General features: G+C 45.2%; 25 protein-coding genes. 12 read left to right on the forward strand and 13 right to left on the reverse strand.

From position 1 onward, the window contains the following. The first annotated feature begins 64 nt into the window (after positions 1-64). Both ACQQ6X_RS09330 and ACQQ6X_RS09335 read left to right on the forward strand, forming a co-directional pair. Positions 65-844, forward strand: coding sequence for an ANT(4')-I family aminoglycoside nucleotidyltransferase (locus tag ACQQ6X_RS09330; RefSeq protein ID WP_305165106.1), 780 nt, complete (start codon positions 65-67; stop codon positions 842-844). Between the two features lie 425 nt (positions 845-1,269). Beyond that, positions 1,270-1,818: a hypothetical protein gene (locus ACQQ6X_RS09335; RefSeq protein WP_305165107.1), complete on the forward strand. Its 549-nt coding sequence runs from the start codon at positions 1,270-1,272 to the stop codon at positions 1,816-1,818. A 103-nt stretch (positions 1,819-1,921) separates the two neighbouring features. Here ACQQ6X_RS09335 and ACQQ6X_RS09340 read toward each other — a convergent pair whose 3' ends face one another. Then, positions 1,922-2,305 carry a DUF423 domain-containing protein gene (locus tag ACQQ6X_RS09340; RefSeq protein ID WP_305165108.1) on the reverse strand — a complete coding sequence of 128 codons (384 nt, stop codon included), beginning with the start codon at positions 2,303-2,305 and terminating at the stop codon, positions 1,922-1,924. 217 nt (positions 2,306-2,522) lie between these two features. Here ACQQ6X_RS09340 and ACQQ6X_RS09345 point away from each other — a divergent pair, with 217 nt between their 5' ends. From ACQQ6X_RS09345 to ACQQ6X_RS09355, 3 genes are all read left to right on the forward strand, one after another. After that, positions 2,523-2,996: a hypothetical protein gene (locus ACQQ6X_RS09345; protein ID WP_305165109.1), complete on the forward strand. Its 474-nt coding sequence runs from the start codon at positions 2,523-2,525 to the stop codon at positions 2,994-2,996. 32 nt (positions 2,997-3,028) lie between these two features. Beyond that, positions 3,029-3,880 (forward strand): DegV family protein, encoded by an 852-nt coding sequence (locus tag ACQQ6X_RS09350; RefSeq protein WP_305165110.1) that lies wholly within the window; start codon positions 3,029-3,031, stop codon positions 3,878-3,880. 154 nt (positions 3,881-4,034) lie between these two features. Further along, positions 4,035-5,663 carry an S-layer homology domain-containing protein gene (locus ACQQ6X_RS09355; RefSeq protein ID WP_305165111.1) on the forward strand — a complete coding sequence of 543 codons (1,629 nt, stop codon included), beginning with the start codon at positions 4,035-4,037 and terminating at the stop codon, positions 5,661-5,663. A 69-nt stretch (positions 5,664-5,732) separates the two neighbouring features. On the opposite strand, the gene ACQQ6X_RS09360 is transcribed toward ACQQ6X_RS09355, so the two are convergent. Together ACQQ6X_RS09360 and ACQQ6X_RS09365 are read right to left on the reverse strand one after the other, a co-directional pair. Further along, on the reverse strand, positions 5,733-7,322 hold the full coding sequence (locus ACQQ6X_RS09360; protein ID WP_305165112.1) for an amidohydrolase: 1,590 nt from the start codon (positions 7,320-7,322) through the stop codon (positions 5,733-5,735). Between the two features lie 47 nt (positions 7,323-7,369). Further along, positions 7,370-8,068, reverse strand: coding sequence for a 4'-phosphopantetheinyl transferase family protein (locus ACQQ6X_RS09365; RefSeq protein WP_305165113.1), 699 nt, complete (start codon positions 8,066-8,068; stop codon positions 7,370-7,372). Positions 8,069-8,295: 227 nt separating this feature from the next. Between ACQQ6X_RS09365 and ACQQ6X_RS09370 the strand changes: the two genes are divergently transcribed. Then, positions 8,296-9,762: an RICIN domain-containing protein gene (locus ACQQ6X_RS09370; protein ID WP_305165114.1), complete on the forward strand. Its 1,467-nt coding sequence runs from the start codon at positions 8,296-8,298 to the stop codon at positions 9,760-9,762. A gap of 110 nt (positions 9,763-9,872) precedes the next feature. Here the strand turns inward: ACQQ6X_RS09370 and ACQQ6X_RS09375 are convergent, their stop codons facing one another. Then, positions 9,873-10,388, reverse strand: coding sequence for an acyl-CoA thioesterase (locus ACQQ6X_RS09375; protein ID WP_063212976.1), 516 nt, complete (start codon positions 10,386-10,388; stop codon positions 9,873-9,875). A gap of 46 nt (positions 10,389-10,434) precedes the next feature. Beyond that, positions 10,435-10,983, reverse strand: a complete 549-nt coding sequence (locus ACQQ6X_RS09380; protein ID WP_063212977.1) for a helix-turn-helix domain-containing protein — start codon at positions 10,981-10,983, stop codon at positions 10,435-10,437. Between the two features lie 166 nt (positions 10,984-11,149). Here ACQQ6X_RS09380 and ACQQ6X_RS09385 point away from each other — a divergent pair, with 166 nt between their 5' ends. Together ACQQ6X_RS09385 and ACQQ6X_RS09390 are read left to right on the forward strand one after the other, a co-directional pair. Continuing rightward, positions 11,150-11,875, forward strand: a complete 726-nt coding sequence (locus ACQQ6X_RS09385) for an AzlC family ABC transporter permease (RefSeq protein WP_305165115.1) — start codon at positions 11,150-11,152, stop codon at positions 11,873-11,875. Next, positions 11,872-12,204 (forward strand): AzlD domain-containing protein, encoded by a 333-nt coding sequence (locus tag ACQQ6X_RS09390; RefSeq protein WP_305165116.1) that lies wholly within the window; start codon positions 11,872-11,874, stop codon positions 12,202-12,204. Before ACQQ6X_RS09385 ends, ACQQ6X_RS09390 begins: the two co-directional genes overlap by 4 nt. Here ACQQ6X_RS09390 and ACQQ6X_RS09395 read toward each other — a convergent pair whose 3' ends face one another. The 5 genes from ACQQ6X_RS09395 to ACQQ6X_RS09415 form a co-directional block, all read right to left on the reverse strand. Next, entirely contained in the window at positions 12,205-12,939 is a 735-nt protein-coding gene (locus ACQQ6X_RS09395; RefSeq protein WP_305165117.1) for an ABC transporter permease, read from the reverse strand. It lies immediately after the preceding gene. A gap of 13 nt (positions 12,940-12,952) precedes the next feature. Beyond that, positions 12,953-13,660 carry an ABC transporter permease gene (locus ACQQ6X_RS09400; RefSeq protein ID WP_305165118.1) on the reverse strand — a complete coding sequence of 236 codons (708 nt, stop codon included), beginning with the start codon at positions 13,658-13,660 and terminating at the stop codon, positions 12,953-12,955. After that, positions 13,657-14,580, reverse strand: a complete 924-nt coding sequence (locus ACQQ6X_RS09405; protein ID WP_305165119.1) for an ABC transporter ATP-binding protein — start codon at positions 14,578-14,580, stop codon at positions 13,657-13,659. Before ACQQ6X_RS09405 ends, ACQQ6X_RS09400 begins: the two co-directional genes overlap by 4 nt. 144 nt (positions 14,581-14,724) lie before the next feature. Further along, entirely contained in the window at positions 14,725-15,660 is a 936-nt protein-coding gene (locus tag ACQQ6X_RS09410; protein ID WP_305165120.1) for a sensor histidine kinase, read from the reverse strand. A gap of 131 nt (positions 15,661-15,791) precedes the next feature. After that, entirely contained in the window at positions 15,792-16,511 is a 720-nt protein-coding gene (locus tag ACQQ6X_RS09415; RefSeq protein WP_305165121.1) for a response regulator transcription factor, read from the reverse strand. A gap of 163 nt (positions 16,512-16,674) precedes the next feature. Here ACQQ6X_RS09415 and yhbH point away from each other — a divergent pair, with 163 nt between their 5' ends. Continuing rightward, positions 16,675-17,841 carry a sporulation protein YhbH gene (gene yhbH / locus ACQQ6X_RS09420; protein ID WP_305165122.1) on the forward strand — a complete coding sequence of 389 codons (1,167 nt, stop codon included), beginning with the start codon at positions 16,675-16,677 and terminating at the stop codon, positions 17,839-17,841. Further along, the gene (locus ACQQ6X_RS09425; protein ID WP_305165123.1) at positions 17,838-19,280 is read left to right on the forward strand and encodes a SpoVR family protein; all 1,443 of its coding nucleotides are present in this window, start codon (positions 17,838-17,840) and stop codon (positions 19,278-19,280) included. The genes yhbH and ACQQ6X_RS09425 overlap by 4 nt, the downstream gene beginning before the upstream one ends. 68 nt (positions 19,281-19,348) lie before the next feature. On the opposite strand, the gene ACQQ6X_RS09430 is transcribed toward ACQQ6X_RS09425, so the two are convergent. The 3 genes from ACQQ6X_RS09430 to ACQQ6X_RS09440 all read right to left on the reverse strand — a co-directional run bounded on the left by ACQQ6X_RS09430 (position 19,349) and on the right by ACQQ6X_RS09440 (position 22,925). Further along, the gene (locus ACQQ6X_RS09430) at positions 19,349-20,533 is read right to left on the reverse strand and encodes a TolB family protein (protein ID WP_305165124.1); all 1,185 of its coding nucleotides are present in this window, start codon (positions 20,531-20,533) and stop codon (positions 19,349-19,351) included. A gap of 125 nt (positions 20,534-20,658) precedes the next feature. After that, positions 20,659-22,242, reverse strand: a complete 1,584-nt coding sequence (locus ACQQ6X_RS09435) for a sensor histidine kinase (RefSeq protein ID WP_305165125.1) — start codon at positions 22,240-22,242, stop codon at positions 20,659-20,661. Then, entirely contained in the window at positions 22,239-22,925 is a 687-nt protein-coding gene (locus ACQQ6X_RS09440; protein WP_305165126.1) for a response regulator transcription factor, read from the reverse strand. The genes ACQQ6X_RS09435 and ACQQ6X_RS09440 overlap by 4 nt, the downstream gene beginning before the upstream one ends. Before the next feature lie 295 nt (positions 22,926-23,220). Between ACQQ6X_RS09440 and ACQQ6X_RS09445 the strand changes: the two genes are divergently transcribed. Together ACQQ6X_RS09445 and ACQQ6X_RS09450 are read left to right on the forward strand one after the other, a co-directional pair. Continuing rightward, positions 23,221-24,231 (forward strand): aminoglycoside phosphotransferase family protein, encoded by a 1,011-nt coding sequence (locus tag ACQQ6X_RS09445; protein WP_305165127.1) that lies wholly within the window; start codon positions 23,221-23,223, stop codon positions 24,229-24,231. 18 nt (positions 24,232-24,249) lie between these two features. After that, the gene (locus tag ACQQ6X_RS09450; protein WP_305165128.1) at positions 24,250-25,146 is read left to right on the forward strand and encodes a phosphotransferase; all 897 of its coding nucleotides are present in this window, start codon (positions 24,250-24,252) and stop codon (positions 25,144-25,146) included. Positions 25,147-25,165 lie beyond the last annotated feature (19 nt).

Here is a 25,165-nt window from a genome sequence, read left to right on the forward strand (position 1 = left end):
CCCGAGCTCCTCCATCCATGTGTTAGTTTCAACTCACCCCAATCAATCGGAGGGAGAATTACTAATGAACATGAATGGACCTATTCACATTTCTCGAATGGAGAGACTTCAGACTTGCCACGAAATAGCTGCTAGGTTGCACGAGGTATACAGAGACAAAATCTTAGCTATAGGGGTCTATGGGTCTGTTGCCAGAGGGACTGATGGCCCTTTTTCAGACATTGAAATGTTTTGTGTATTAAGGGACTCAAGCGACCCCGTAGATTTTAGCCATGAATGGTCGGCGGGACCTTGGAAAGCTGAGGTGAACGTCTGTAGTTCAGACCTGCTTCTTAAATATGCCTCTACTGTTGAGGGCGACTGGCCGTTGACACATGGACCCTTCTTTTCCCCACTTCGTCTAGATGATCCTAAAGACTTTTTTTCTACATTAAAGGAAGCGGCCGAATCCCCAACAACAGAAGATTTCAAGCATGCAATCAGCGAAGTGCTTGTAGGTGAAATGTATGAGTTTATTGGAAAACTTAGAAATGTCCAAATAAATGGCCCTCATACCTACTTGCCTTACTTGATCATGCAGTTTGCCCATTGTGGGGCTATGTTAGTTGGGTTACACAATCGGAAGCCTTTCTCAACGGGTTCAATGGTTCTACCAGAGGCACTGGAGCTGCCGAGTCGTCCACAAGGGTTTGAGCATGTAGTTAAGCTGGTCATGTCCGGTGACTTGGCGGAACCTACGAAGATCATCTCAGCCTGCGAAAATTTTTGGAGCGGTCTTGTGAGCTGGGCAGTCGAACATGATTATCATATGAACTCACAACGAATCCCATTTAATCGGGAATAAAGTCTACATTAATTTCGCTTACGCTAATACCCTGTTTTCGATATGCCAAAATCCCTCTTTCATTTAAGGGGGATTTTCATTTTTCTGCTAAGCGGATGAGATCCTTTTTGCAGACATGCTACCTATATTTTTTGTAAAATATTTAAAATTTAAATCACTTGATTTAATCCCCCATCTCACTTATTCTCGGTATATGCCTACTTTGGCTCTGTTAATCTTCTCATATAAATCTCTTATTCATATGCACCTGCTAGAAGGTGTATTTTCTGTGTATTAGAGAAAATTTAACGCATAGGTCTTTATATAGAGCTTTTTTTGCTAATATCCAATAACAGGGCCCTAGGCCCTATGACAGATTACATTTTAATGATATATTGATAGATACTACAAAAGACTAATTACCCAGGGCTTGGGCTGGAGGAAGTATGAAAAAGGAATCAAATCAAGACGAAACCAGTTATTTATTTAATGTTGATGTATTAGTTAAAGGTCGTTCGAATGTAGAGGCCCTTCAGTTCCTGCTTAATCTCTTAAGCCAAAACGAACAAATTGCAGATAGCCGCATTCAATCTGGTATCGAACTTGGCAATTTAATTGAAGCTGCATTGTATCTAAAAAAACAGTCGGCCGTTAATAGCCCATCTGATGCAGCCGCTACGCTTGCGGAAAGATTCTCCAAAAAGAGGTCAGCCGCAGTTACGAACAAGACGCCCGTTATTCAAGAGATCAAACAATCCCACGTACAGCCAAAGCCTGCAACACAACAAGACCATAGTACGTATGAATGGATCAAACGCTATATACAAGACAATACACTTGTACGGCTAATCGTGAACCGCTATGGCGGACAGCGCAGCATTCCTTGCCGCATACTCAATCTGGATCATGATAATAGCCTGCTGAGTGTGTATCATGTCGATGAGAAGCAAGTGTATTCCTTTAAAATGAATGAGATCGATGAAATCACATCATAAGCGGTGACATCTCACAAAAGATGAAGCATGAAAAAAAGAGAATCGACAGGAAAGACGCAATGTTTTTCCTCGATTCTCTTTTTGGTATGATCCAATAGGCTTTCTAGTCCTCTTTCTTTAGAGCAGCAGCAGCCCATGCCAGGAATATCCATCCTGCAATAAAACATACGCCTCCTAATGGGGTAATTGCCCCCAGCACACGGATTCCGGTTAAACTTAGCACGTACAAGCTGCCAGAAAACAAAATGATACCCGTGAACAACAGACGCGCTGCCCATCTTAAACGGGTCGAAGGCCCCCACTGTCCGGCAGCCAACGCAACGATCAGCAAACCAACAGCGTGAATCATGTGATATTTCACACCGGTTTCATATATGGCCAATGCATCCGCGTCGATCCGTGCTTTTACAATATGCGCTCCGAACGCTCCAATGGCTACTGCCAACATCATCATTATAGATCCTACCATTATCCATCTTCGTTGCATGTTTTATACTCCTTTTCACTGATCCTTTTACCCGAATGTTCTTCTTATTTTATCGGAATAGCATGAAGTTTACCAGCCAGTGTGTGGGAACAAACCGCATACCAAATTTGATGATTAACCCCTGTCTATTGAAGGGTAATGTGTAAGATGGCTTGCTTTTTTGCTTATTTTGTGGAAAATTAGTACCTGTTCGGACTATGTTCAAGGAGTTGAAAAAATGAGTAACCAAGATCCTAATTGGCAAAAGCCTACTGCGTCTGAGGAGCATCCTGTTTTTTCAGAAGCTCCTGTTTTCCAGCCTCCGGTCAAGCTCAAGCATTCCGGTCCCGGAATTGCCTCTTTTATTATGTCGCTCGTCAGTCTGATCGGATATATTATTCTGGCTATTATGGTCATTAATCTGATGGCTCATTTCAGCCAATACCAAACAATGAACCCGGAAGTCGCTTTGCAGCAAACTGGAACGGTAATGATTCCCTTTATCTTTTTAGGCAGCCTGTTGCTGAATTGTAGTGGACTTGTGGTCGGGATCATCGGCATTGCGTTAAAAAACCGTAAGAAAACCTTTGCTATTACAGGATTAATCATTAATGCACTCATTATTGTAGGCTTTATTGCACTACTTGCCATCGGTCTTGCCATTCCGAATAGCACAGCGGATATTTATCCTTCCTCCGTGCAATCTTTATGATTTTTCTGCATCTCACAGAGAGGATTTAAGGTATGAACAAAATTAAAATTTTTGCAGACAGTACCAGTGATGTTCCTGTCCACTGGCGTCAGCAGTACGAGATTAGCATTGTGCCACTCTATACAGTATTTGGTGATGAAGCATTGCAAGATGGGGTGAATATCCACCCAGAACAGTTATTTCAGCGTGTCAGCCGCGAGGGACGCTTACCTCGTACCGCCGCACCTTCTCCGGCAGATTTCATTCAAGCCTTTACGCCCTACATAGAACAAGGGGATGACATTTTATACATCAGTCTGTCTTCCGAGCTATCATCCACGTACCAGAATGCGCTGCTTGCTGCCTCCGAATTCCCTGAAGGTCGCGTTACGGTTTTTGATTCCCTGAATTTGTCGTGCGGCTTTGGCCTGCTTGTGATGAAAGCTGCTCGCGCGGCAGCAAATGGCAGTACGATAGAGCAGATTGTAGACATGTTGACGGCAACCAGACCGCTAATCGACACAGAATTTGTCATCGATACACTCGAATACTTGTATAAAGGCGGGAGATGCTCAGGCATGCAAAATCTAATCGGCAGCCTGCTCAAAATTCGTCCTGTAATCAAAGTAATTGATGGAAAAATGACGCCTGCCTATAAGGTCCGCGGCAAACGTGAAAAAGCACTGGATCAAATACTGCAAAATGCCCTGATGCATCGGGATGTAATGGATAACGATATGATCATTGTCGTACATGCTTTGGCTGAAGAAGATGCGCTAATGCTGCAAGCACGCCTGCAAGCGGAAACGAACGCACAAGAGGTACTGCTAACAACAGCAGGCTGCGTTATATCCAGTCATTGTGGCCCACAAACGATCGGTATTATGTATGCTAAAAAAGCATAGTTTAACCAATCTTTAAACCTGCTACCCATTGAGTAGCGGGTTTTTTGGTTTTTTCCAGCAATTTAGCAATGAATAACTTTCCTCTTTTTGATAGTATTATTCGTCGAGTAATGATATATACACTTCCAATCTATCAAAAAGAAGGTTATTGGGTATGAGTTCCAAACGATCACGTTGGGTAACCAAACTTATTTTATCAGCAGCTACAGCCATAATTACATTATTCACCACATTCACTTCATACTTAGCCGCTCCGGCAGCAGCATCCGGCATAGCATTTCAAGATATCTCACACAGCTACGCCTATCAGTCTATTATCTCCCTGTATGCTAAAGGAATTTTAACAGGCACACAGCCTGGTTATTTCTCTCCTAAAAAGGCCGTTACCAGAGCCGAATGGGTTACCGCGTTGGACCGTACACTCGGTCTAGAACCTGTACAAGCAGTTGTTTCCTCCTATCGGGATGTTCCCAAACAGGCGTGGTACTACGGTTGGATTGAGGCGGCTTCGCAGCTTGATATCGTACAGGGAGGATCTTCCGCTACATTTCACCCTAATAGTCCTATAACCCGGCAAGAAGCAGCCTTAATGATTGCCCGTCTCATCCGCTCTTCGGACGGATCAGGTGACGCTACTTCCTCTTTCACAGATCGCGACGAAATTGCAGATTGGGCTCTTGAAGGGGTAACCACCGTGAATCTTTACGGCTTTATGAAAGGCGAAAACAATTATTTTCGTCCAGCATCTTCCCTTACTCGTGAAGAAACAGCGGCATTATTGGAACGTCTGCTGACGTATTCAACACAGCATGCTCGCCAAGCTGCTTCCACTGCTTCTTCGATTCGATTAGGCTGGCAATATGACCAAACTGATCAGCAGTTTGAAAATACAGTGCTTCAATCCAACATCAACACCCTATCACCACGCTGGTTTTTTCTAAACGAAACAGGCATTATCAGCGATTACACCAGTTCTTCGCTGCTTACCTGGTCCAAGCAACATCAAAAAAAGATCTGGGCTATGGTAGGCAACCGCTCCAATCTGACGCTGACGCACCAAATTCTGTCCAGTGAGGTTCTACGGGCTAAAACTATAACTCAACTTGCCAATGCTGTATCTGTACATGATTTGGACGGGCTTGTCATTGATTTTGAAAATGTAGACGGTCAAGACCAGGCCTATCTTACATTGTTCATCCAACAATTAAAGACTGCCTTGAAAAGTCAAAATGCGGTGTTGGCGCTGTGTGTATCTCCTGATTATGGAACGGACTGGACGGCCGCTTTTGATTATGAACAGCTTGGCGTTGCAGCAGACTATCTCATCCTGATGGGATATGACGAGCATTGGGGAGGAAGTTCCATACCCGGCTCTGTGTCTTCACTGCCATGGCTGCGTGAAAGCGTGCGGCGCTTTGTACAAACGACCGATCCGGCGAAGGCGATTTTGGCGTTGCCGTTATTTACACGGAACTGGACACTTAACGCTAGCGGACAGTCAGTCGCTTCCTCTGATATTTCATTGGATCAACAAAATCAGTTGGTATCCCGTAGCTCTTCCAAACCGATCTGGCACGAGGATATTCAGCAGTATACCGTATCATACAAAGATACTCAGCTTCATAAGCTATGGCTGGAAGAAGGGCGATCCTTTACACGCAAGTACCGTTTGGGTCAGGATGAGGGATTTGCTGGTTTCGCCTACTGGTATACAGGTGGCGCAAGCTCTGACCTGTGGTCCAGTGTGAAAAATGCGGACCGCTTTATACAGCGTGGCTTGTAAGATCAAAAGCCTTCAACCTCACGTGAAAAGTGAAGTTGAAGGCTTTTGCCGTACATACGTAATACCAGCCTACGTCCGATATGCAACTTGCCCGTTCACAACGGTCATTCGTACCTTAACATCCAGTAGAGCTTGGGGACCTTGCGACACATCGCGGTCAATAACGGTAAAGTCAGCGGCTTTGCCTTCAGCGATTGTCCCTCTTTCATCAGCTTCCCCTGCTGCTACTGCGCTCCCCATAGTGAACAGATGAATAGCTTCTTGAACATCTAGCTTTTCAGCGGGAAGATAGCCCTCATGCATTTCTTCCGGCTTGGCGCGAGTCACTGCCGCATGTATACCTAAAAATGGGTTTAGCGGCTCAATCGGCGCATCACTGCCTCCGGCACACGGAATACCTGCTTGCAGCAGCTTTTTCCAGGCATATAAATATTCGGTTCGCTCCTTCCCAACCCGATCCAGTACCCATGGAAAGTCACTTGCGACAAAACGAGGCTGAATGTCCGCAATCAGCGGCAGCTTCGCCATTCTTTTGACCAAATCAGCCCTTAGCACCTGCCCATGAATCAGACGATCCGGCAACCCGCTTCCCTCCGTTAGTCCATGGGCCTCCATCGCTGTCAAAATCATGTGCGCCGCCCCATCTCCGATGGCATGTACCGCGACTGGAAAGCCTGCGGCTCTGGCTGCTGCCACCATTTGATTCAGCTGTGACTGCGGTTGAATCGCCATTCCACACGTATGCGGAGCATCACTATAAGGTTCGGATAATAAAGCCGTTCTCCCGCCAATAGCGCCGTCAGCGAATATTTTAATCGCACCGATTTTGAACCATTCATTGCCAGTTCCTGCACGCAGCTCCTGTACTTTCATTTCTTCCATAAACGGATGATAGATGAGCTGGTGTGTGCGAAATGCAAGGCCTTCTTCTCTTAGCTCCCTGTAAATTCGCTGCATTGTCTCCACGCTGCCCAAAAAACGTAAATCCTCCGTGTGCGCAGCAGTCAGACCAAGCCGTAGCGCGTCCAGACACGCTCGCCGGATCGTATCCTTCTTCACCGCATAATCCGGCTCAGGCTGTACGCTTGTAAAGGCAAAGGATGCTTCCTCATAAATTAATCCATTTAACCGTCCATCTGCATCTCGTCCATAGGCACCCGAAGCCGGATCAGGGGTGTTCTCGTGAATACCTGCACGCCGAAATGCCTCTGAATTGGCCAAAAACGTATGAAAGCACGTACGGGTCAGATATACCGGGTGCTGATCTGTAATGGCATCTAGCTCCGCTATATTCGGAATTTCAACAGGCTTAAACGTATTTTCGTTCCAATTGAGTCCTAAAATCCACTCTCCTGGCGGTGTTGCAGCGACCCGCTTGCGCAGCATAGCCAGCATTTCGTCCTTGGAAGTAGCTGAGGTTAGGTCCAGCATAGCCAGCTTCATACCATGCATAGACAAATGCATATGTGCATCGGTTAAGCCCGGCAGTACATAGGCACCCTCCCAATCCACGGTTTCATACTCCTTACCGGACAACTGCAATTCAAGCTCCCGGGCATATCCAATGGCCTGTATGCGGCCATGCTGCACAACAATGGAGTCTCCTTTGGAAGCCCAATCCCCATATAACCTGCCATGCCTAAACAAAACGAATGTCAACGTCACTCATCTCCTTTTTTCCAACGATATGCTCGATCTGGTGCATATTACGCCAGGGTTGCCACTTCCAAACGTAGTGTATTTATATCTACCTGCTGTACCTCCTGTGCAAAGTCCTCATGAGCTGCACAGACAGCCATTTTATAATCCGGGTCCAGCTCATACTGCTTAAAATGGCAATACTCCGTAGTAAAACCCTCTGTCGTGAAACCTATAGACGGCTGTGCTTCCAACTCGAATGAAAAAGACTTTAACGGCAGTGTTAGTCCCTGTCCTTCGGCCTTCACAAAACTTTCCTTAAGCGTCCAAAGATCATAAAAATAAGATAAGCGACTCTCTGGTTCCTGACGCATTAATGCATCATACTCTGTGTCTGAAAAGCATACCTTGCCTACCTCAAAATCAATAGGACGGAGCTGTTCAATGTCGATACCAAGCGGATGATCGTCAATGGCGCATACTACCCATTTTCCCGAATGGGAAACATTAAAATGAAATGCCGGCGCATTCAACAAGGAGGGCTTGCCAAAAGCATTGTATGTAAACTGAAGGCTAGCATTTGGCATTTTTAATTGGCGACAAGCCAACCACCTTAACAACACATCAGCGTATAATCCCCTCAAAGCGTCTTCACGATGTAAAAAACGATCCAACTTGTGCTGTTTTTCCAGTGAGACCTGATGTACCAGTAATTCATAATGTTCCTCAGCCTGCGGCTTGGTCGTATCAATCGCGTATATTTCCATAGTCGCCTCCCGTATATCCTAATGAATTTCAGTTGTTGGTAATACCCACCATTCGATGGAAGTCTGTCAAATTTGGATGATGCTTTCCATATACATGGTCAATATACTACTCTAGCACTTTCAATTCAATATGGATACAATTGGGATAGGCAGCTATATCAAAGCTACTTCATAGGACCTACTAATGAAAGCGCTTTAAAATAACGCATACAGAGGAGGACGAAACAATGAAATATGATTTTGCCCGCTTGCTGTGTATTATGCTTACTATTTTGCTTTCGTTAAGTATTTTTCAGATGTTTTCACCTAAGATCGCTTCAGCCGCTTCATCCAATGTTGTGAACGGCATTCAGTTCAAAGATACAAATGGAAACGTGGTTCATGCCCATGGGGGCGGGATGATTAAAGTAGATGGTTATTATTATTGGTTTGGTGAAAATCGTAATCCCAACGGTACGTTCAAGGCGGTATCCGCCTATCGTTCCCCGGATTTAAAAAACTGGGAGTTTCGCAAAAACGTGCTGACCAGCAGTTCGGCCGCCGAACTGAATGTATCAAATATTGAACGTCCGAAAGTAATTTATAATGAAAAAACACGCAAATACGTATTGTGGATGCACAAGGAAAACGGGATTAATTATAACGAGGCCCGAGTAGCAGTTGCCTCTTCGGATACCGTAGACGGCGATTATACGTATCAGGGCAGCTTCCGTCCGCTGGATTATGATTCGCGCGATATGACCGTATATAACGATAACGGTACTGCTTACCTGATCTCCGCTACCCGTGTCAACGCGGATTTGAACATTTATCGTTTGACACCGGATTTTCTACAAGTTGAATCATTGGTGGCAACACTCTGGCCAGGACAATATCGTGAAGCTCCGGCGATGTTCAAAAAAGGAGATGTCTACTTCCTGATTACATCCGGGGCAACTGGTTGGAACCCCAATCAGGCCAAGTATGCTACCGCATCCAGTATTGAAGGAACCTGGAGCAACACGATGAACTTCGGGGATAGTACAACCTATGGTTCACAGTCGGCCTACGTCATTCCTGTTGAAGGTACGCAGACGACCTCGTACCTGTATTTGGGCGACCGTTGGGCAGGGGCTTGGAGTGGTCCTGTGCAGGACTCACAATATGTATGGCTGCCGCTGCGTTTTCCAACTGCGACCTCATTAGCCATGGATTGGTTCGACAGCATTAACATTGATACCGCCAGTGGTGTGGTGGAGGGCGTAACTACACCGATGGTCATCGACCCGAATGCTTATTATCAGCTGGTAAGCCGCAAGAGCAACAAGCCGCTAGGCATCATTGGCAATGCGACGACAGACGGAGCAGATCTGGAGCAGCGTGCAAATTCCGGTGCATCAAGTCAGCAATGGCAGCTTAAGGATACAGGCGATGGATATTATAAAATTGTAAACCGGAACAGCGGGAAGCTGATTGGCGTTGAAAACGGTGCGACAGCGGACGGCGCAGTTATCGAACAGTGGAATGATGGGGGCTGGTCCAGCCAGCATTGGCAGCTGGTATCCGTAACCGGAGGTTATTACAAGCTGAAAAATCGGGCAACTGGCAAGCTGATCGACATTTCCGAAGGTGCGACCGCCGATGGAGCTAAAGCCATTCAATGGGGCGATAATGGCGGGACAAACCAGCATTTCCGTATAGTTAAAGTGGAATAGCTCAGAACATTTTTCAAAAGGAGCCGTAATCCGAGCAGATCTTAGCGATCTCTAACGGATAAACGGCTCCTTTTTACGTAAAAACAAAAAGACGGCTGATGCCTAGTGCACTACACTTCCCACGGGAAATTTGTCGTCAGGAAACTAGCCAGCTGCTTGCTTTCTTCCCTCCGCTGACGCCGTATGGCTGCACGCGATGGAGCCGTTTGGTGTAAGTGCATTTGCTCTTCTGTTTCGGGAATCACCTGTGGGACAGTCACCTTACGGTTATTCTCGTCCAACGCCACAAAGGTCAGGAAGGCGGTGGCTGCAATTTTGCGGTCAGCAGTCATTAATCCTTCGCGAATCACCTTTACGAACACCTCCATCGAGCTGCGGCCTGTCCAAGTTACGAACGCTTCCAGCGTGACAGAATCGCTTGGGTGGATAGGCAGCAAAAAGTCCACCGAATCCGTCGAGGCTGTAACGGTGTTCGTACGGCACAGCTTGGAGGCAGCAATAGATGCGATATCGTCGATATAAGACATCAATCGGCCTCCGAAGAGCGTGTTATGATTGTTGATATCATTGGGAAATACTCGGGACGTCTTACAGCAGTAGGTTTCTCGAATGTACTTGCTTTCCATGGGTTCTTTCCTCTCTTTTCCTCGTTGCTCTCTTTTAATCTTCCCACTAATCCGCATAATAAATCAATACATAAAAATCAGCATCCTCATCTGAATCATTGCGATAAGCATGGATATCAGACACTTGAAATTGTACCGCATCCCCTGCACTCAGTTTGAGCTGCTGCCCCTGCATCTCAAAGTACATTTCCCCACGGATCATGAGAATCGTTTCCTCTCCCAGATGCTTCTCTGCCTGATGTGTAAAGCCTGGCTTCAGACTTACCGTAAATACCTCGAACTTCTTCTCCGAGTGGTACGGGAATACTGGGTAAACAAAATAGTTACCGTCCTCATCAATAACTGGATGCAAATCCGCCCTCCGAATCTTTGTGATTTGCGGCGGGTCTTCTTTAAGAAAGGTGGAAAAAGATACATGCAAGCCATTCGCAATTTTCCAGAGCGTGGTTACTGTAGGATTGGATTTTCCCTTTTCAATTTGAGCCAGCATCCCTTTGCTGACCCCTGTCAATTCAGCCACCTTATCCAAACTAAGTCCTCTAGTCTTCCTGATTTGAGCTAAATTAGAGCCAATAATATACTGCATTGAATCCACGGACTGTCCCTCCTGGTATCCATAAGTCTATATATGAAGAATACACAAAAGATGGTATGTTTGCTATAGAGTTTATTCAATATAACATACAAATGTATAATATATTGATGCTTATAGAATTCCGTTATATACTATTATAAAATTTGTGTTCTGGGGGAAGGTTGACATGTCCATAGCTTCAGAGTTGAGCGGAACGAAACACGATACACTCAGCTTTTTACAAGGGGTTAAAGATTGTATCCCTACACTGCTTGGTTATGTATGCATTGGGTTCGCGGCGGGCATTGTGGGCGCTTCATCAGGGGTGAGCACCCTGGAAATTGGCCTAATGTCAGCGCTTGTATATGCTGGCGCCTCCCAATTTATTATGTGCTCCATGCTGGCTACAGCCAGTCCTCTGTCTGTCATTATTTTAACGACATTTATAGTGAATGCCCGCCATCTGCTGTTAAGTGCGTCGTTGGCCCCTTATTTTTCTAAATATTCGCTGTGGAGAAATATAGGCATCGGTATTCTTTTGACAGACGAATCCTTTGGGGTGGCGTCGGATAAATTGGCTAAGGGCGGACAGGTCAGTGATCGTTGGATGAACGGGCTTAATATCACAGCATATCTCGCTTGGATTGCTTCCTGTGTGGCTGGAGGAGTGCTTGGAAATTGGATTTCCCAGCCAGAGATGTTTGGTCTGGACTTTGCCTTGCCTGCAATGTTCCTTGCCCTGCTTATCTCCCAGCTCCAAAGTGTCCAGACCTCTAAACTCAAGCATCGTCTGCTGCTTGTGCTATGTATGGCCGTTCTAATGTACCTTTTGTCCTGGTGGGTGCCATCACATATCGCCGTCATTGTATCGACCATGATCACCGCAACGATTGGAGTGTTAACCGACAAATGAATATTAATCCCAATGTCCTGTATATCATTGTCGGCGGCATGATTGTCACGGCAATTCCAAGAATCATTCCCTTCATCGTGCTGCAAAAACTGACACTGCCCAAACCTGTGTTGCAGTGGCTGTCCTACATCCCTATTTGCATCTTCACAGCACTAGTCATGGAAAACCTGCTCGTACGAACCGAAACCTCGGTCACTCTTAATGGGCAAGTGCTCATAGCAGTCCTTCCTACACTGGTAACCGCCTTGTGGAGCAAAAATTTGCTGGCTACTGTGGTGGTCGGTATTGTGAGTATGGCCGTAGTTCGACTTTTATGGTTGGGACATTAACTATGACCAGTCCCTATTCACAAACATCTTTCTTCCACCAAATAGATAGGCTAGGAACGTAACAAGTACAATCAAGCCAAGACTATAAGGCTCAACTCTAGGAGCATAGCTTGCTGTTTGCGGCAACATGATATAATAAGGAATCGTAAAAGGAAACCATGCACCTATGGAAGAGTGAAAGCCTGTCATAACAATATTAGGCACCACACAGCAAATAGCTATTCCTAGTGAAGCTCCGAAATTACGGATTTTTACTGAGAGCATAAGCTGAAGGGCTGCCAATGGAAGAATCCCGAACCACCCTCCCAATCCAGTAAAAAGGACGAGAGTCCAAGGGATTTCTCCTGGAGCACCTGCTATATATCCACCTGCAAAATATCCTATTATGAATGTAAGCTGATCAAGAAACAGTATGAGAATGAGCAATATATATTTTGCATAATAGATTCGCTGACGGGGATATGGACTGCTCAATAAAATCTTCCATCCTCCGTCCCGATGTTCGTATGCGCACAAAAGAGAAGCGATAATTCCACAATAAAGTGGATAAAAAAACATTGAGTGAAATTGCGCCGCATAGGTGTATAGCATTAACCAGCTAGGCTCATAAAACTGCTTCAAATCGTTCAGTTCCAGGGCTCCCATTAAAGAATTGATAACCGCATCTAATATAATGAGAATCCATACCATGACCCATTGAACCTTCATCGCTTCCACGCGTAAAATGGATCCCATACTTTTCCTCCTCCTATTTGAATTCATGCTTTCTAAACTGTAGAGTACCGAGTCCTGTGAAGATAATCCCTGCACATAAAGCAATGATCACCCACATTACGTATCCCTTTATTAGAGGACTTGATAGAGCCGGATACGACCAAGGCAATAATTTAATCCAAAAAATACTTGTTCGTGCCAAAAACAAGCTGGCAATAGAACCAAATATGCCAAATGCTAACGGAAATGCCTGATTAGTAAAAAGCGTAGACAACCAAAGTTGAATTGCAAGTACAGGCAGAGTTGCCAAGCTGGCGTTAATCGGCTGCAGCAGCATAACTCGCCAAGGAATGGGCTCGTTTGTATACAACACCCAGATGAGACTCATTCCTGCTATCGTGATCAAGGCGGTGCCAAACTGCAAAATCACAACCCATAACATTTTGGATAAGTAGATGCAGCTTCTGGGAACTGGCATGGCCATAAGCTGCTTCCATGTTTGGGTATCATGCTCTGTACCCGCCATAATACTTGCTAGAAGTGTACCGCCAAGCAGCATTACAAACGAGATGAACATAAACATAACAGCAAAACCAGCATAGACCCCTCCTGGCCCCTGACGAAAGTAGAGATACCATTCCATCACAGTCATCCCTGTAAGGACACAGCCCTGTATTAGAGGAAGCCACCAGCATATTTTTTTCAGCTTATATCCTTCCGCCTTGATAACTTGGAGTATCATAAGCTTCGCTCCTTACCCGTCAGCTCCAGGAATATTTCCTCCAATGTTTTTTTCTTCTCCCTTACCCGGTAGACAGGGTGATTATGCTCCACCAACACTTTGATCATCTCCGATGACTGCTCACGGTCTACTATAGGAGTTATGACTTCTTTTTGCTCCATAGATTCAGCTCCGGCAATCCATCCATGCTGCATCAGGTCTCCAGCAGCCTGAAAAGGATTTTGGGTTTCAATAAATAGTTGAGGCTTGCTTTTATCTGTAAGTTCTTTCATCGTTCCCTGGAAAATCATTTCCCCTTGATTGATAATTCCTACATAGGTTGCAATCTGTTCGATTTCACTTAATAGATGGCTCGAAACCAATACTGTCATTCCGTAAGCATCGGGCAGGCTCATAATTAACTCCCGAATTTCCTGAATTCCGGACGGGTCCAAACCATTCGTCGGTTCATCAAGAATCAACAATTTGGGATCGGCAATCAATGCCATGGCAATTCCTAGCCTTTGCCTCATTCCCAGGGAGTATCCTTTTACTGGACGGTACGCATCCTTACTTAATCTCACCAAATCCAGCACTTTATGAATTTTTCGGGTCGGCAGCCCACGCATCGTTGTAACGATTTCCAAATTTCGATATGCGGACAAATGGGCATAATAGGCAGGTGATTCAACCAGAGAACCCACATCCTTTAATATGTCCATGCGATGATCCTTGAGCTTTTTCCCAAATATCTCAATTTCTCCGGATGTGGATTTTATCAGCCCGAGCAGCATACGAATTGTGGTTGTTTTCCCCGCTCCGTTTGGTCCCAAAAATCCATAAATTTGCTTCTCAGGTACCTGGAGATTTATTTGTTTGACAAATTCCCTTTTTCCAAAACGCCTAGTTAGCTGACGTGTACGTATTACATATTCAGACATTTCCTGATCTCCTCTCGACTTTTGATGCTGAAGTTTAGTTACATACAGTTTACTGAAAGAAAGTTAACATCAAGTAAACAGTTCCTAAACAACAGGCAAAAAAACGAGCGAACTCTAAAATGTGAGGGCACAGATGTTAAGGAGTTACCTATTCAGCGGCAATGTAATTTCCATCCTGGTCCCCCCTTTACTTCCTGGAAGAATATGAAGCGTTCCGTTATGGGCTTCAATAAAGCTTTTGGCAATAGGTATCCCATGCTCTTTGGAAGGAGACATCTGTATACATTCAGTTGGATCCATGCCTATTCCATCATCTTCGATAGAAATATGAAGCTTATCGCTCTCTTTAGTTATTTCCATTGAAACATGTGTGCCTGGAGGATTATGAATGATTGCGTTCATTAAAAAATTCCTCAACGCTCTACCTAATAATTTACTATCGAAGGGCATGGTACATACTGACTCCAATGACATAAAAGAAAATTCATATTGCTCGGCCGAAGGATGGTTAGCGATATCTAACACCGTATTGCGGAGAAACTCCACAATGTCCTCCTTCTTCAACTGAATCGGCAAGGCCCCCTCCTTGAGCTGCATAGAAGCATTCAAATCCTGAATCAACTGCTTCATTTCCGTCACTTTCTCACTGATAGCCATGCTAAAGCTTCTTTTTTCTTCCTCGGACCAATCATACTCTTGAGCAGTCAGCATGGCTGCATATCCTTCAATATAAGATAACGGTGTTTTGAGATCATGGCTTACGCCTGCTACCCACTGCTGTTTTCGCTTTTCTAGTTCCATTCTCTCTTCCTCATTGCTGCGCAATTGAGCAGATAAGATGTTCATTTGTTCGAATACTTCTTTATACAACTGATACGGAGGCTTATAACTATTTCTCTGATTTTTTTTGCGCTCTGGCAGTTCTAGCTCACTTAGCGGCGCTTGGAATTCCCCTGTTGCTATATTTCCAATCCATTTAATTACATACACTAAGGGTTTGCCTATATACCATCCATAGACAGCTATGAACACAACACTCTGCACGATTCCAAGTCCGATCCAGAAAAGATCAATATTCATATTGTGAGAGGTATCAAATGTACTTTTTATAAAAATATATATAATAGTGCAGATAACAAAACAAAGAACATAGGCTAGTGCAAAACATAATGTTACTTTTATAAATCGAAAGGACATCTTGACTAAAGAGTTCATTCTTGCTCCCCCCTCTTGGCTGATATCATTTTATAACCTAGCCCTCTTACATTAACTAAAAATTGCGGGTGCTTGGGATCAGGTTCTATTTTTTTTCGCAAACGGGAGATATGAATGACTACGGTCTTTTCATCACCCAAGAAGGTCTCGCTCCATATTGCTTCGTATAGCTGACGCACACTGAATATACGGTTAGGATGCTTGCATAAAAATACCAGCAGCAGCCATTCACGTGCAGGACAATCGACCACTTGGTCTTGCACGTACAATACACCTGAGTCTAGCTCCAGACAAAAATATCCAAAATCTAAGATTCGTAAGACAGGCTTCATATCCGCTGTCGTCACTTTTCGATATTTCATTCGGGCTTTTATACGCGCAACTACTTCCAACGGGTTAAACGGTTTGGTAATATAATCGTCCCCTCCAATACCAAAGCCCATTAATTTGTCCAGATCTGTATCTCTTGCTGTCAAAAAAAGAATAGGAGCTTCCGTGTATACACGCATCTGACGACACACCTCAAACCCATCGTAATCAGGGAGCATAACATCAAGTACAATCACATCAATACGAGACTCCATCACGATTTGCAACGCCTCTTGACCCGTGGCTGCATGCTTAACATGAAGAAACCCTTCTTTTTTTAATACCGTTGTCAGCATATCTCGCAGTCCCTGTTCATCGTCTACGATAAGCACTGCAATTTCTTCCATAACCAAGGTTCTCCATTCCTTTTTTACATTTTTTACTTTCATTATAAAAGTAAACGGGCAGAATTTAAATCGAGTTCCATCACATATCGTACATCCCCGTGAATATACTTAATAACCAACAAGGCCAAACTGTGCCGTGTATCCACTTGGGGGGTGCCTAACAATGCCGGAACCACGCCAGCCATATTCATTCGTCGTATCCCGCGAAGATTGGTCGCTGCATCGCAAAGGGTACCAGGACCAGCAACGCCATCAGCAGAAGGTCAAAGATGTTATTAAGCAAAATCTACCCGATCTGATTACGGAAGAAAATATTATAATGTCGGATGGTCAACAGATTATTAAAGTGCCGATTCGCAGTCTGGATGAATATCGCTTCATTTATAACTACCAAAAACAAAAGCACGTGGGCCAAGGGGATGGCGACAGTCAGGTGGGGGATGTCATCGGACGTGATCCTGCTTCCCAGAAGCCAGGTAAAGGTGAGAAAGCAGGCGACCAGCCGGGATACGATATTATGGAAACTGAAGTCAGCATAGAAGAACTCGAAGATATGCTGTTTGAGGAAATGGAATTACCGCATTTGCAGCAAAAAGATAAGGATCAAATCGAGGTTGAATCTATCGTATTCAATGATATACGCAAAAAAGGCATGCAAGCGAACATTGACAAAAAGCGAACCATTCTCGAAAATCTGCGTCGCAACGCTCGTGAGGGGAATCCGGGCATTCATCATATTAGTCCAGATGATCTTCGTTACAAAACATGGGAAGAGAAAACCATTCCCCAATCCAATGCGGTAATTATCGCTATGATGGACACCTCAGGCAGCATGGGATCTTTTGAAAAATATTGCGCCCGCAGCTTCTTTTTCTGGATGACCCGCTTTTTGCGTCGCCAATATGAAAAGGTGGAAATGGTCTTTCTTGCGCATCATACCGAAGCCAAGGAGGTTACGGAGGAAGAATTTTTCACTCGTGGTGAAAGTGGCGGCACCATCTGCTCTTCTGCTTATTTGAAAGCATTGGAGATTATCGACAAGCGCTATCCTCCTTCCACTTATAATATTTATCCCTTCCATTTCTCCGATGGTGATAACCTAAGCTCAGACAATGAACGGTGTGTGAAACTAATTGAGGAGCTTATGAAACGCAGCAATATGTTCGGCTATGGAGAAGTGAACCAATATAATCGCAGCAGCACGCTAATGTCAGCCTACAAGAATATTAAGGCAGATCAGTTTATGTACTATGTCATCAAGGAAAAAGGTGAGGTATACCAGGCCCTACGTACCTTTTTTCGCAAACGGGAAGGAGGAACGGTGGGATGAGTACCGACCAGAAAGAGCTGGAATACGCGATATCAGAAATTATGGAGATTGCTGATGGATTCGGGCTCGACTACTATCCGATGCGGTATGAGATTTGTCCAGCGGATATTGTATACACATTTGGGGCGTACGGTATGCCTACGCGCTTCAGCCACTGGAGTTTTGGAAAAACATTTCACAAGATGAAAATGCAGTACGATTTTGGATTGAGTAAAATCTATGAGTTGGTCATTAACTCCAATCCCTGCTATGCCTTTCTACTGGATGGCAACTCGTTGGTTCAAAATAAACTGATTGTCGCTCATGTACTGGCGCACTGCGATTTTTTCAAACACAACGCCCGCTTCTCGGCCTCCAACCGCAATATGGTCGAGAGCATGTCTGCCACCGCAGAACGGATCAGCAGCTATGAAATGGAGTACGGCTCAAAGGCCGTGGAATCCTTCATTGACTCTGTACTGGCGATACAAGAGCATGTAGACCCACAGCTCATCAAACCAAGGCATCTAGATAAACAACGATACATGGAACTCAAAATCAAGGAGCAAAAAGAACCTAAAAAACGCCAGCGCCCCGTCGGACCTTACGATGATCTGTGGTCACTGGACACAGTAAAGCAGCATGATTCGGCCGAGACCGAGGGTATTAAGGTACGCCAGTTCCCACCGGAACCTGAAAAAGATATCGTCTGGTTTATTCAGGAATTCTCCGAGGTACTGGAGGATTGGCAGCGGGACATCATGACGATGCTGCGGGATGAAATGCTGTATTTCTGGCCCCAAATGGAGACCAAAATCATGAATGAGGGCTGGGCCTCTTATTGGCATCAACGGATTGTCAGGGAATTGGATTTGACCGGGGATGAAACTGTTGAATTTGCCATGCTGAACGCTTCCGTTGTACAGCCTTCCAAGCAAAGCTTGAATCCGTATTATTTGGGACTAAAAATATTTGAAGATATTGAAAAGCGATGGGATAATCCAACCCGTGAGGAGCAAGAGCGCCAAGGACGAAAACCGGGCGAGGGCCGGGCTAAAATATTCGAGGTGCGAGAGTTTGATTCGGATACCTCTTTTATACGCAATTACATGACCAAGCAGCTAACAGAGGATTTAGATTTGTACGTGTTTGAGAAACGGGGACCGGATTGGAAAATTACCGATAAGTCCTGGGAAAACATACGGGATCAGCTTGTGTTCTCACGCGTAAATGGAGGCTCCCCTTACATCGTCGTTGAGGACGGAGACTATCTGCATACGGGCGAGTTAAAGCTTAAGCATCAGTATGAAGGCATTGAGCTGGATTTAAAATATATGGAGCGCACGCTTCCATATGTATATCAACTGTGGGGGCGTACCGTTCATTTGGAAACGATGATTGAGGGGAAGCTCGCCTTATTTTCATATGATGGGAAAAAGCATCATCGCAAGTTTGTATAGTGGTACACAATCGAATAGTCAGCATAATTAAAAAAAGGGGCATTCCGAAGAAGGAGTCGCTCCTTTTTTTACTGTTTTTCCTTAAATTCGACAATATAACTCTGATTCAGTTGCTTTCCACCTTCCGAAATGTTCTGGTACATGGATAATAAACGGGCGGAAGGGCTCCATACCGTTGGGCTGTCATAGGATTGGATATCAGTCGTAACGGGAGTGGTTTTACCTGTGGATTGGTCAAATACATAGAGCCCTCTCATTCCTTGCTGATCCTCATCATAAATGGAAAAAGCAAGCTTGGTCCCGTCACTGGACCAGCTTCCACGACTCATTAAAGTCCCTTGACCAACGCTTCCTTTCTCTTTACCTTGTTCATCCAAAATGATCATACGGGCTGGTTCGGATGTATTCCATTTCCGCTTTTCAATGGCAATAGATTTACCATCAGGCGACACAGCAAAGGACATGGCTCCCTCTGCAACAGTCACAACCTGAGGATGATTGAGAGTGAACCGATTCAGCACCGGATACCCTTGTTTATCATGGCTTGTATAAAATATGGCGTTACCCACTTTCTCGACATGAGCAATTAATTCTGAGCGATTCGGATCTTGAAAGCCCAATTCTTTAACTTTACCATCCAGTCCAATCAGATGTATCTTACCGTCTGGTGTACCTGTAATGAGATGATCCTTATCGCCCCAGCTTACTTCGTTAGTCATGTCCAGCTGGCCAATCGATGTAACCTTACCGCTGCTTAGCTCTAAAATATAGCCCTGAATATCATACTTGCTGCTGGCGCTGCCCTCCGTAAAAAAGACATGCCGCTGATCCGGTGATACCACAGCAAGTAACTGTAGAGCGTTACGACCTGGTGTTAAAACTCGCTCCTGGTTGGTCTTTACATTATGAATCCATAACTGATTCCGACGCTCCACAATCAACTCTTTATCACTCAGCCATGACCTCGCGTAGACATCCCCCAGCCTGTCAATGGACTGTACCACCAGCTCGTCCGATACTTGCTGCTGAGCTGCATTCATGTCAATTACAGTAAGCTTTTGCCCCGGTTTCATACCAGATGATGGATGGGTCTCTCCTGCGCTTTTAATGCTACAGCCACTGAACAACCCTACAGCGATCAAGCCAGTCATGAGCAACCCTGTGACTTTGTGTCTGAAAAAGCATGCATAGGGATGTTCGGGCCGAGGAAGACCGTTCTTTTGTCCATAGCTGTCTAGTTTTTTCTTCATCATGTATAACGGCCTCCTTGTTATCGTTACCCCCAGCTTAATACCTGAACATCTCATGAATACATCGAATTGTTTCCAAGTTGTAAACAAGACACCATGCTCAGCCCTAAAGACGTAGAGCGACTTAATTACTCGAAGCCTTCGTAAACCAATAGGGGTAGCCTGAGCGAAAATTCATTGCCAATTGCACCTGAATGACCATTGTCCTTCTCCAACTTACTATCCTCCGAAGCTGTAAGCCGCAGCTCTCCACCCATGCGCTCTGCCAGTCTGCGTGCCAGAGGCAAACCTAGTCCCGTGCCACTACCCTGACGAGAACGATCATGGCTTAAGGTAGCAAACGGCTCAAAAATCATGTCCCATTTTTCCCGCGGAATCCATGGACCGGAATTGCGCACATACACGGTCACGGTGTCCTTTTCCACTCGATTGGATAACGTAACCCAGCCTTCGTCCCGATTGTATTTCACTGCATTATCCAGTAAATTCAGTACAATATGCATCAGATGCTTAGGGTCTCCACACACCTTGGCAGGAAGGGTATCCATCGAAAAATTCAGTCCACGTGCCGCAGCCTTCCCGCGGATTCGACTACCAGCATCTTCGAGCAGCAAATGCAACTCCACTTCCTCCGTATGTAATTCAAAATCATATTTGTCCAGCACAGCTAGTCTCAACGAATCCTCGACAAGCTCATACAAACGTTTGGTTTCCTTAGCGATACTTTCTCTCGCTTCCCGCAGCAATTCGGGATCATCTCCATACATATCCAGCAAATCAGCATAAGCCTGAATAGAGGTCAACGGAGTCTTCAGTTCGTGGCTGATATTGCCAATAAAAGCCTTTTGCTGCTGCTCCAACTCTCCCAAACGCTGAACCGCTTCTTCCAGGCGAAGCTTTTCATTTTCGAGCGCGGTAATACTTGTCCGGATCACATGACTCATCTGGAGCATCCCTTCATCTAACCTTCCCAGCTCGTCCTGTCGTCGCAGCAATCTGGCTTCAGGATAGTTCCCTGCCGAGATTTGCTCAGAAGCGCGAGTCAGTCGTCCGATGTCCCTCGTCTGGCGGCTGACATAAACTAAGCCCAGAATAAAGCTTAAGACCAACACCGCCCCTCCTGTCCATAAAAACAAGCGGGCAATGGCCTGGTAAAACTGCTGCTGCGCTTCTGTTGAGCTATGAAGCTGCACCACTCCCAGCAGGCCGTCTGGACCTTGAAGCGGAGCCAGATAAGTAACTGAGCTACCTTCTGTAATATATGCAATTTTCCCTTGGAGCGCATAAGAAAGCGCCTGGCTGACATCTGTTCTATAAGCCAGTGGTAGAGAATTCCCAACCTCATGCCCCTGGCCATCATATAAAATAACGCGCATATTACTGGATACGCCCAGTTCCACAGCAAGCTGAGGCGCTTGCTTTTTCATGAAGTCTTCGGGTAATTGGCGAGATCCCAACAGGTAAGACTGTTTTACGCGCATTTCCACGATTTCCGCCTGACGCTTTAAGCCGCGTTCCATTTGGTCTGTCTGATTAGCACGAATGCCAGTAAGCACGAGCCAGCTCAGTACACCGACTGTAAACAGCAGTAAAGCCGCCAGTACCAGCGGAAATTTCCAGCGTAGACTCAAGCCTGTACGCTTACGTTTGCGCTTCTGCGGGTCCGTAGACTGCAAGCTTCCTTGTGGATGAAGTGAATGATGTTCGTTCACGTCATTTTCTCCGCCTTATAACCGATTCCATACACGGTCTGCAGCATCGATTGGTACGGCTCCAGCTTTTTGCGCAAGCGCTGAATATGAATATCCACCGTCCGCGTCCCCCCCATATAATCGATGCCCCATATTTGTTCCAGTAGATCGTCCCGCGTATACACCCTCCCGGCATGGGACACGAGCAGAGCCAGCACATCAAACTCCTTGGGGGTCAGGTCCAACGCCTTGGCTCCAAGTTCAGCCGTTCGGCTGGATGGACGCACTCGTAATGGACCTAGTATTACTTCTGTTCCTTCCGGCGCAGGTGCTCCTTCTCGTTCCAGCCTCCTTACTAATGCCTTAGTACGTGCGAGCAATTCTCTCAGGTCAAACGGCTTGCTCATAAAATCGTCTGCTCCCAGCTCCAGGCCGAGCACCTTATCGACGATATCGTTTTTAGCGGTTAGCAGTAGAATACCCACGCCCTTCCGGCTTTCCAAACAACGACACACCTCATATCCGCCCAGTTTGGGCATCATCACATCCAGTATAAGCACATCCGGGTGGAACATATGTACTTTTTCCAATGCGTCCTCTCCATCCACGGCAGTTTCCACCAAAAAACCTTCCCGCTTTAATGCATAGGCTAGCGCATTCCGAATACTCGCCTCATCGTCCGCTATCAGTATTCTTTTATCCATGTCCTTCCCTCCTGCCCCAAAAAAACGTTCAACTACTTATATTCCCGCAAATAATAATGAATCAGCATGTATGGCATATAAACTGCTCACTTGAATCGTCAAGATCAAAATTCGTCATATCGTGTATCGTTCCAGTCTGTATTTTACCGAATGTCTTACTGTCTGTATACGCTAAAATACTTCCGTATCGGCTGAGAATAACTACATAAAACTGCACCTATTATTTCCTCATGAATAGACTGATAACTAACAGAGGATTACCTTTTTCTTCAATTAAAAGTCAAGTGAGGTTCTTATGGCGAAATCCTATACCAAAGCACAAATTCGCAAAATCACCCGTCGTTTCGGCCTGATCCCCTTAAAATCAAGCTTAGTCTCATCTCTATACCGAAAAAATGCAGTCATCCAAGTGAAAACGAAAAAGGGGATTTATGCATTAAAGCCCTTTAGTCGTTCAAAGGTGGTATATTCAAATACGATTCAACAGATGGAACGAGTTGCGAGCTATATAAGGCTTTTGAAAAAGAGAAAGTATACCTACATGCCTACATGGCTCCCCACTCATGCCGGCAAGCTATGGACACTAGATCAAGGAACACCATTTTATGTAAGTCAGTGGATCAAAGGACGAGGACTGGAAACCGCTGACGATTATGAAAAACTGGGGCTGGCCCTCGCCACCCTTCATACCATATCCACTGGCTTGCATTGGACGGAGAAAGGAACGCCCCCTCCGACCATTCAACAATTGCGGATATGGAAAAACCAAGACCGACTTTTCCAAAAAAAAATGACAAAAGTCAGCCGCCAGGATAAAGAGTACCGCAACTGGTACAACACTCATGGCAAAGACTGTAACCGTTTATCCAGGCGGGCATGGAAGGATTTGCAGGACGCATCCATCATAAGGCTGCTTCGATCGGAACGTCGGCATCCCTCCTTGATTCACGGTGATATCACCATCCCGAATGTCATTATTTCTGATGACGGTCAGCTCAAAATCATTGATTGGGATCGGGTTAAGATTGGCTCAGTCTATGCTGATTTGGCAAAGGCTCTTATGAATACGACCCAATTCAATCCTGAATTTGTGCAATCCTTGTTAAAAGGATACCAAAAACGTAAACCACTAAGCCGTACCGAACGGAAGATTGTTACAGCTTTATATAAATTGCCACGAGAAGCCTGGCATGCTTCCCGGCATCCAAATCGTTCAAGAGACCGCGAAATCCTAGACAACTGGGATCAGTCGTGGCCTCTTCGATTACAAATCATCCATATTTTGCAGGAATGGACCCGTCCATAAAAGAAAGTGAGGGGCAAAATGTCGATTTTATCAAGCGTAGAGCAGATGTATGGAATCAAAATTCAGCGTAGCCGTCAAATGAAGGACATTCACAAGATTGAGACCGCTAATACAACCTATTGCTTAAAACCTTATAAATTCCCGGAAGAAGAGATCCGTTTTATTACACGTGTCTTGTCCTACCTGGATGAGCGCGGGTTTACACGTAGCCAAAAGGTCTATCCAACCGTACAGCAAACTGCCTATATGACCTATGAAGGTATATCGTATACATTAACCAATTGGGTTCATGGACCCAGACCGGAATTTACAAAAAGAATAGACTTTAAAAAGGGCATTGCTACTTTAGCCAAATTCCACACTCATGCCGCAGGCTTTCCTGCCACGGAAGCACCGCCTTCCAGGATCCGTTACGAAGGCTTGAGTGATGAAGTAGCTGGATATAAAAAACGCCTCAGCCTTTACAAAGGCACAGCCCATCTCGTAGCTCTTTGTGAAGAAGTATTAGATCGTCTACAGCAGTCCAAAGTTCGAGAAGCAATCCAGCAGGAACAAAAAGCGACTGCATTTATACACGGTGACTATAACTATCCCAATCTGATCAAAGACAGGCAGTTCAAAATCTATTTGATCGACTTTGAAAATTGTTCCCTACATGTAAGGATGAAAGATCTCTCTCATCTTCTTCATCGGAATTGTCTTTGGAATGCGACAAAGATGCTGCGCGCGATCGACTTCTATCAACGATACCGACCATTGAGCACCCAGGACTTGCGTCTGCTACACGCGTTGCTGATTTCTCCCTATCATGTCGTTCGCAACATCAGAATAGGTGGATTTCGTTCTGCGAAGCGTGTCATTCCGTCGTTTGTGCATTTGAACAAATACCGACGTGAACTTAGAGCGCTGCTATAATCAGTTGGGGTGGAACTAA

It is taken from the genome of Paenibacillus ottowii (assembly GCF_050516475.1).
In the GTDB taxonomy this organism is placed as follows: domain Bacteria; phylum Bacillota; class Bacilli; order Paenibacillales; family Paenibacillaceae; genus Paenibacillus; species Paenibacillus ottowii.

What these genes read in the sequence shown, in the direction of transcription:
- ACQQ6X_RS09450 (WP_305165128.1), top strand. Translation starts at nt 24,250, where the DNA reads ATGTCGATTTTATCAAGCGTAGAGCAGATGTATGGAATCAAAATTCAG.
- ACQQ6X_RS09355 (WP_305165111.1), top strand. Translation starts at nt 4,035, where the DNA reads ATGAGTTCCAAACGATCACGTTGGGTAACCAAACTTATTTTATCAGCA.
- ACQQ6X_RS09385 (WP_305165115.1), top strand. Translation starts at nt 11,150, where the DNA reads ATGTCCATAGCTTCAGAGTTGAGCGGAACGAAACACGATACACTCAGC.
- ACQQ6X_RS09375 (WP_063212976.1), bottom strand. Translation starts at nt 10,388, where the DNA reads ATGGAAAGCAAGTACATTCGAGAAACCTACTGCTGTAAGACGTCCCGA.
- ACQQ6X_RS09410 (WP_305165120.1), bottom strand. Translation starts at nt 15,660, where the DNA reads ATGAATATTGATCTTTTCTGGATCGGACTTGGAATCGTGCAGAGTGTT.
- ACQQ6X_RS09365 (WP_305165113.1), bottom strand. Translation starts at nt 8,068, where the DNA reads ATGGAAATATACGCGATTGATACGACCAAGCCGCAGGCTGAGGAACAT.
- ACQQ6X_RS09440 (WP_305165126.1), bottom strand. Translation starts at nt 22,925, where the DNA reads ATGGATAAAAGAATACTGATAGCGGACGATGAGGCGAGTATTCGGAAT.
- ACQQ6X_RS09400 (WP_305165118.1), bottom strand. Translation starts at nt 13,660, where the DNA reads ATGATACTCCAAGTTATCAAGGCGGAAGGATATAAGCTGAAAAAAATA.
- ACQQ6X_RS09370 (WP_305165114.1), top strand. Translation starts at nt 8,296, where the DNA reads ATGAAATATGATTTTGCCCGCTTGCTGTGTATTATGCTTACTATTTTG.
- ACQQ6X_RS09340 (WP_305165108.1), bottom strand. Translation starts at nt 2,305, where the DNA reads ATGCAACGAAGATGGATAATGGTAGGATCTATAATGATGATGTTGGCA.
- ACQQ6X_RS09335 (WP_305165107.1), top strand. Translation starts at nt 1,270, where the DNA reads ATGAAAAAGGAATCAAATCAAGACGAAACCAGTTATTTATTTAATGTT.
- ACQQ6X_RS09390 (WP_305165116.1), top strand. Translation starts at nt 11,872, where the DNA reads ATGAATATTAATCCCAATGTCCTGTATATCATTGTCGGCGGCATGATT.
- ACQQ6X_RS09405 (WP_305165119.1), bottom strand. Translation starts at nt 14,580, where the DNA reads ATGTCTGAATATGTAATACGTACACGTCAGCTAACTAGGCGTTTTGGA.
- yhbH (WP_305165122.1), top strand. Translation starts at nt 16,675, where the DNA reads ATGCCGGAACCACGCCAGCCATATTCATTCGTCGTATCCCGCGAAGAT.
- ACQQ6X_RS09345 (WP_305165109.1), top strand. Translation starts at nt 2,523, where the DNA reads ATGAGTAACCAAGATCCTAATTGGCAAAAGCCTACTGCGTCTGAGGAG.
- ACQQ6X_RS09330 (WP_305165106.1), top strand. Translation starts at nt 65, where the DNA reads ATGAACATGAATGGACCTATTCACATTTCTCGAATGGAGAGACTTCAG.
- ACQQ6X_RS09430 (WP_305165124.1), bottom strand. Translation starts at nt 20,533, where the DNA reads ATGATGAAGAAAAAACTAGACAGCTATGGACAAAAGAACGGTCTTCCT.
- ACQQ6X_RS09425 (WP_305165123.1), top strand. Translation starts at nt 17,838, where the DNA reads ATGAGTACCGACCAGAAAGAGCTGGAATACGCGATATCAGAAATTATG.
- ACQQ6X_RS09445 (WP_305165127.1), top strand. Translation starts at nt 23,221, where the DNA reads ATGGCGAAATCCTATACCAAAGCACAAATTCGCAAAATCACCCGTCGT.
- ACQQ6X_RS09415 (WP_305165121.1), bottom strand. Translation starts at nt 16,511, where the DNA reads ATGGAAGAAATTGCAGTGCTTATCGTAGACGATGAACAGGGACTGCGA.
- ACQQ6X_RS09350 (WP_305165110.1), top strand. Translation starts at nt 3,029, where the DNA reads ATGAACAAAATTAAAATTTTTGCAGACAGTACCAGTGATGTTCCTGTC.
- ACQQ6X_RS09395 (WP_305165117.1), bottom strand. Translation starts at nt 12,939, where the DNA reads ATGGGATCCATTTTACGCGTGGAAGCGATGAAGGTTCAATGGGTCATG.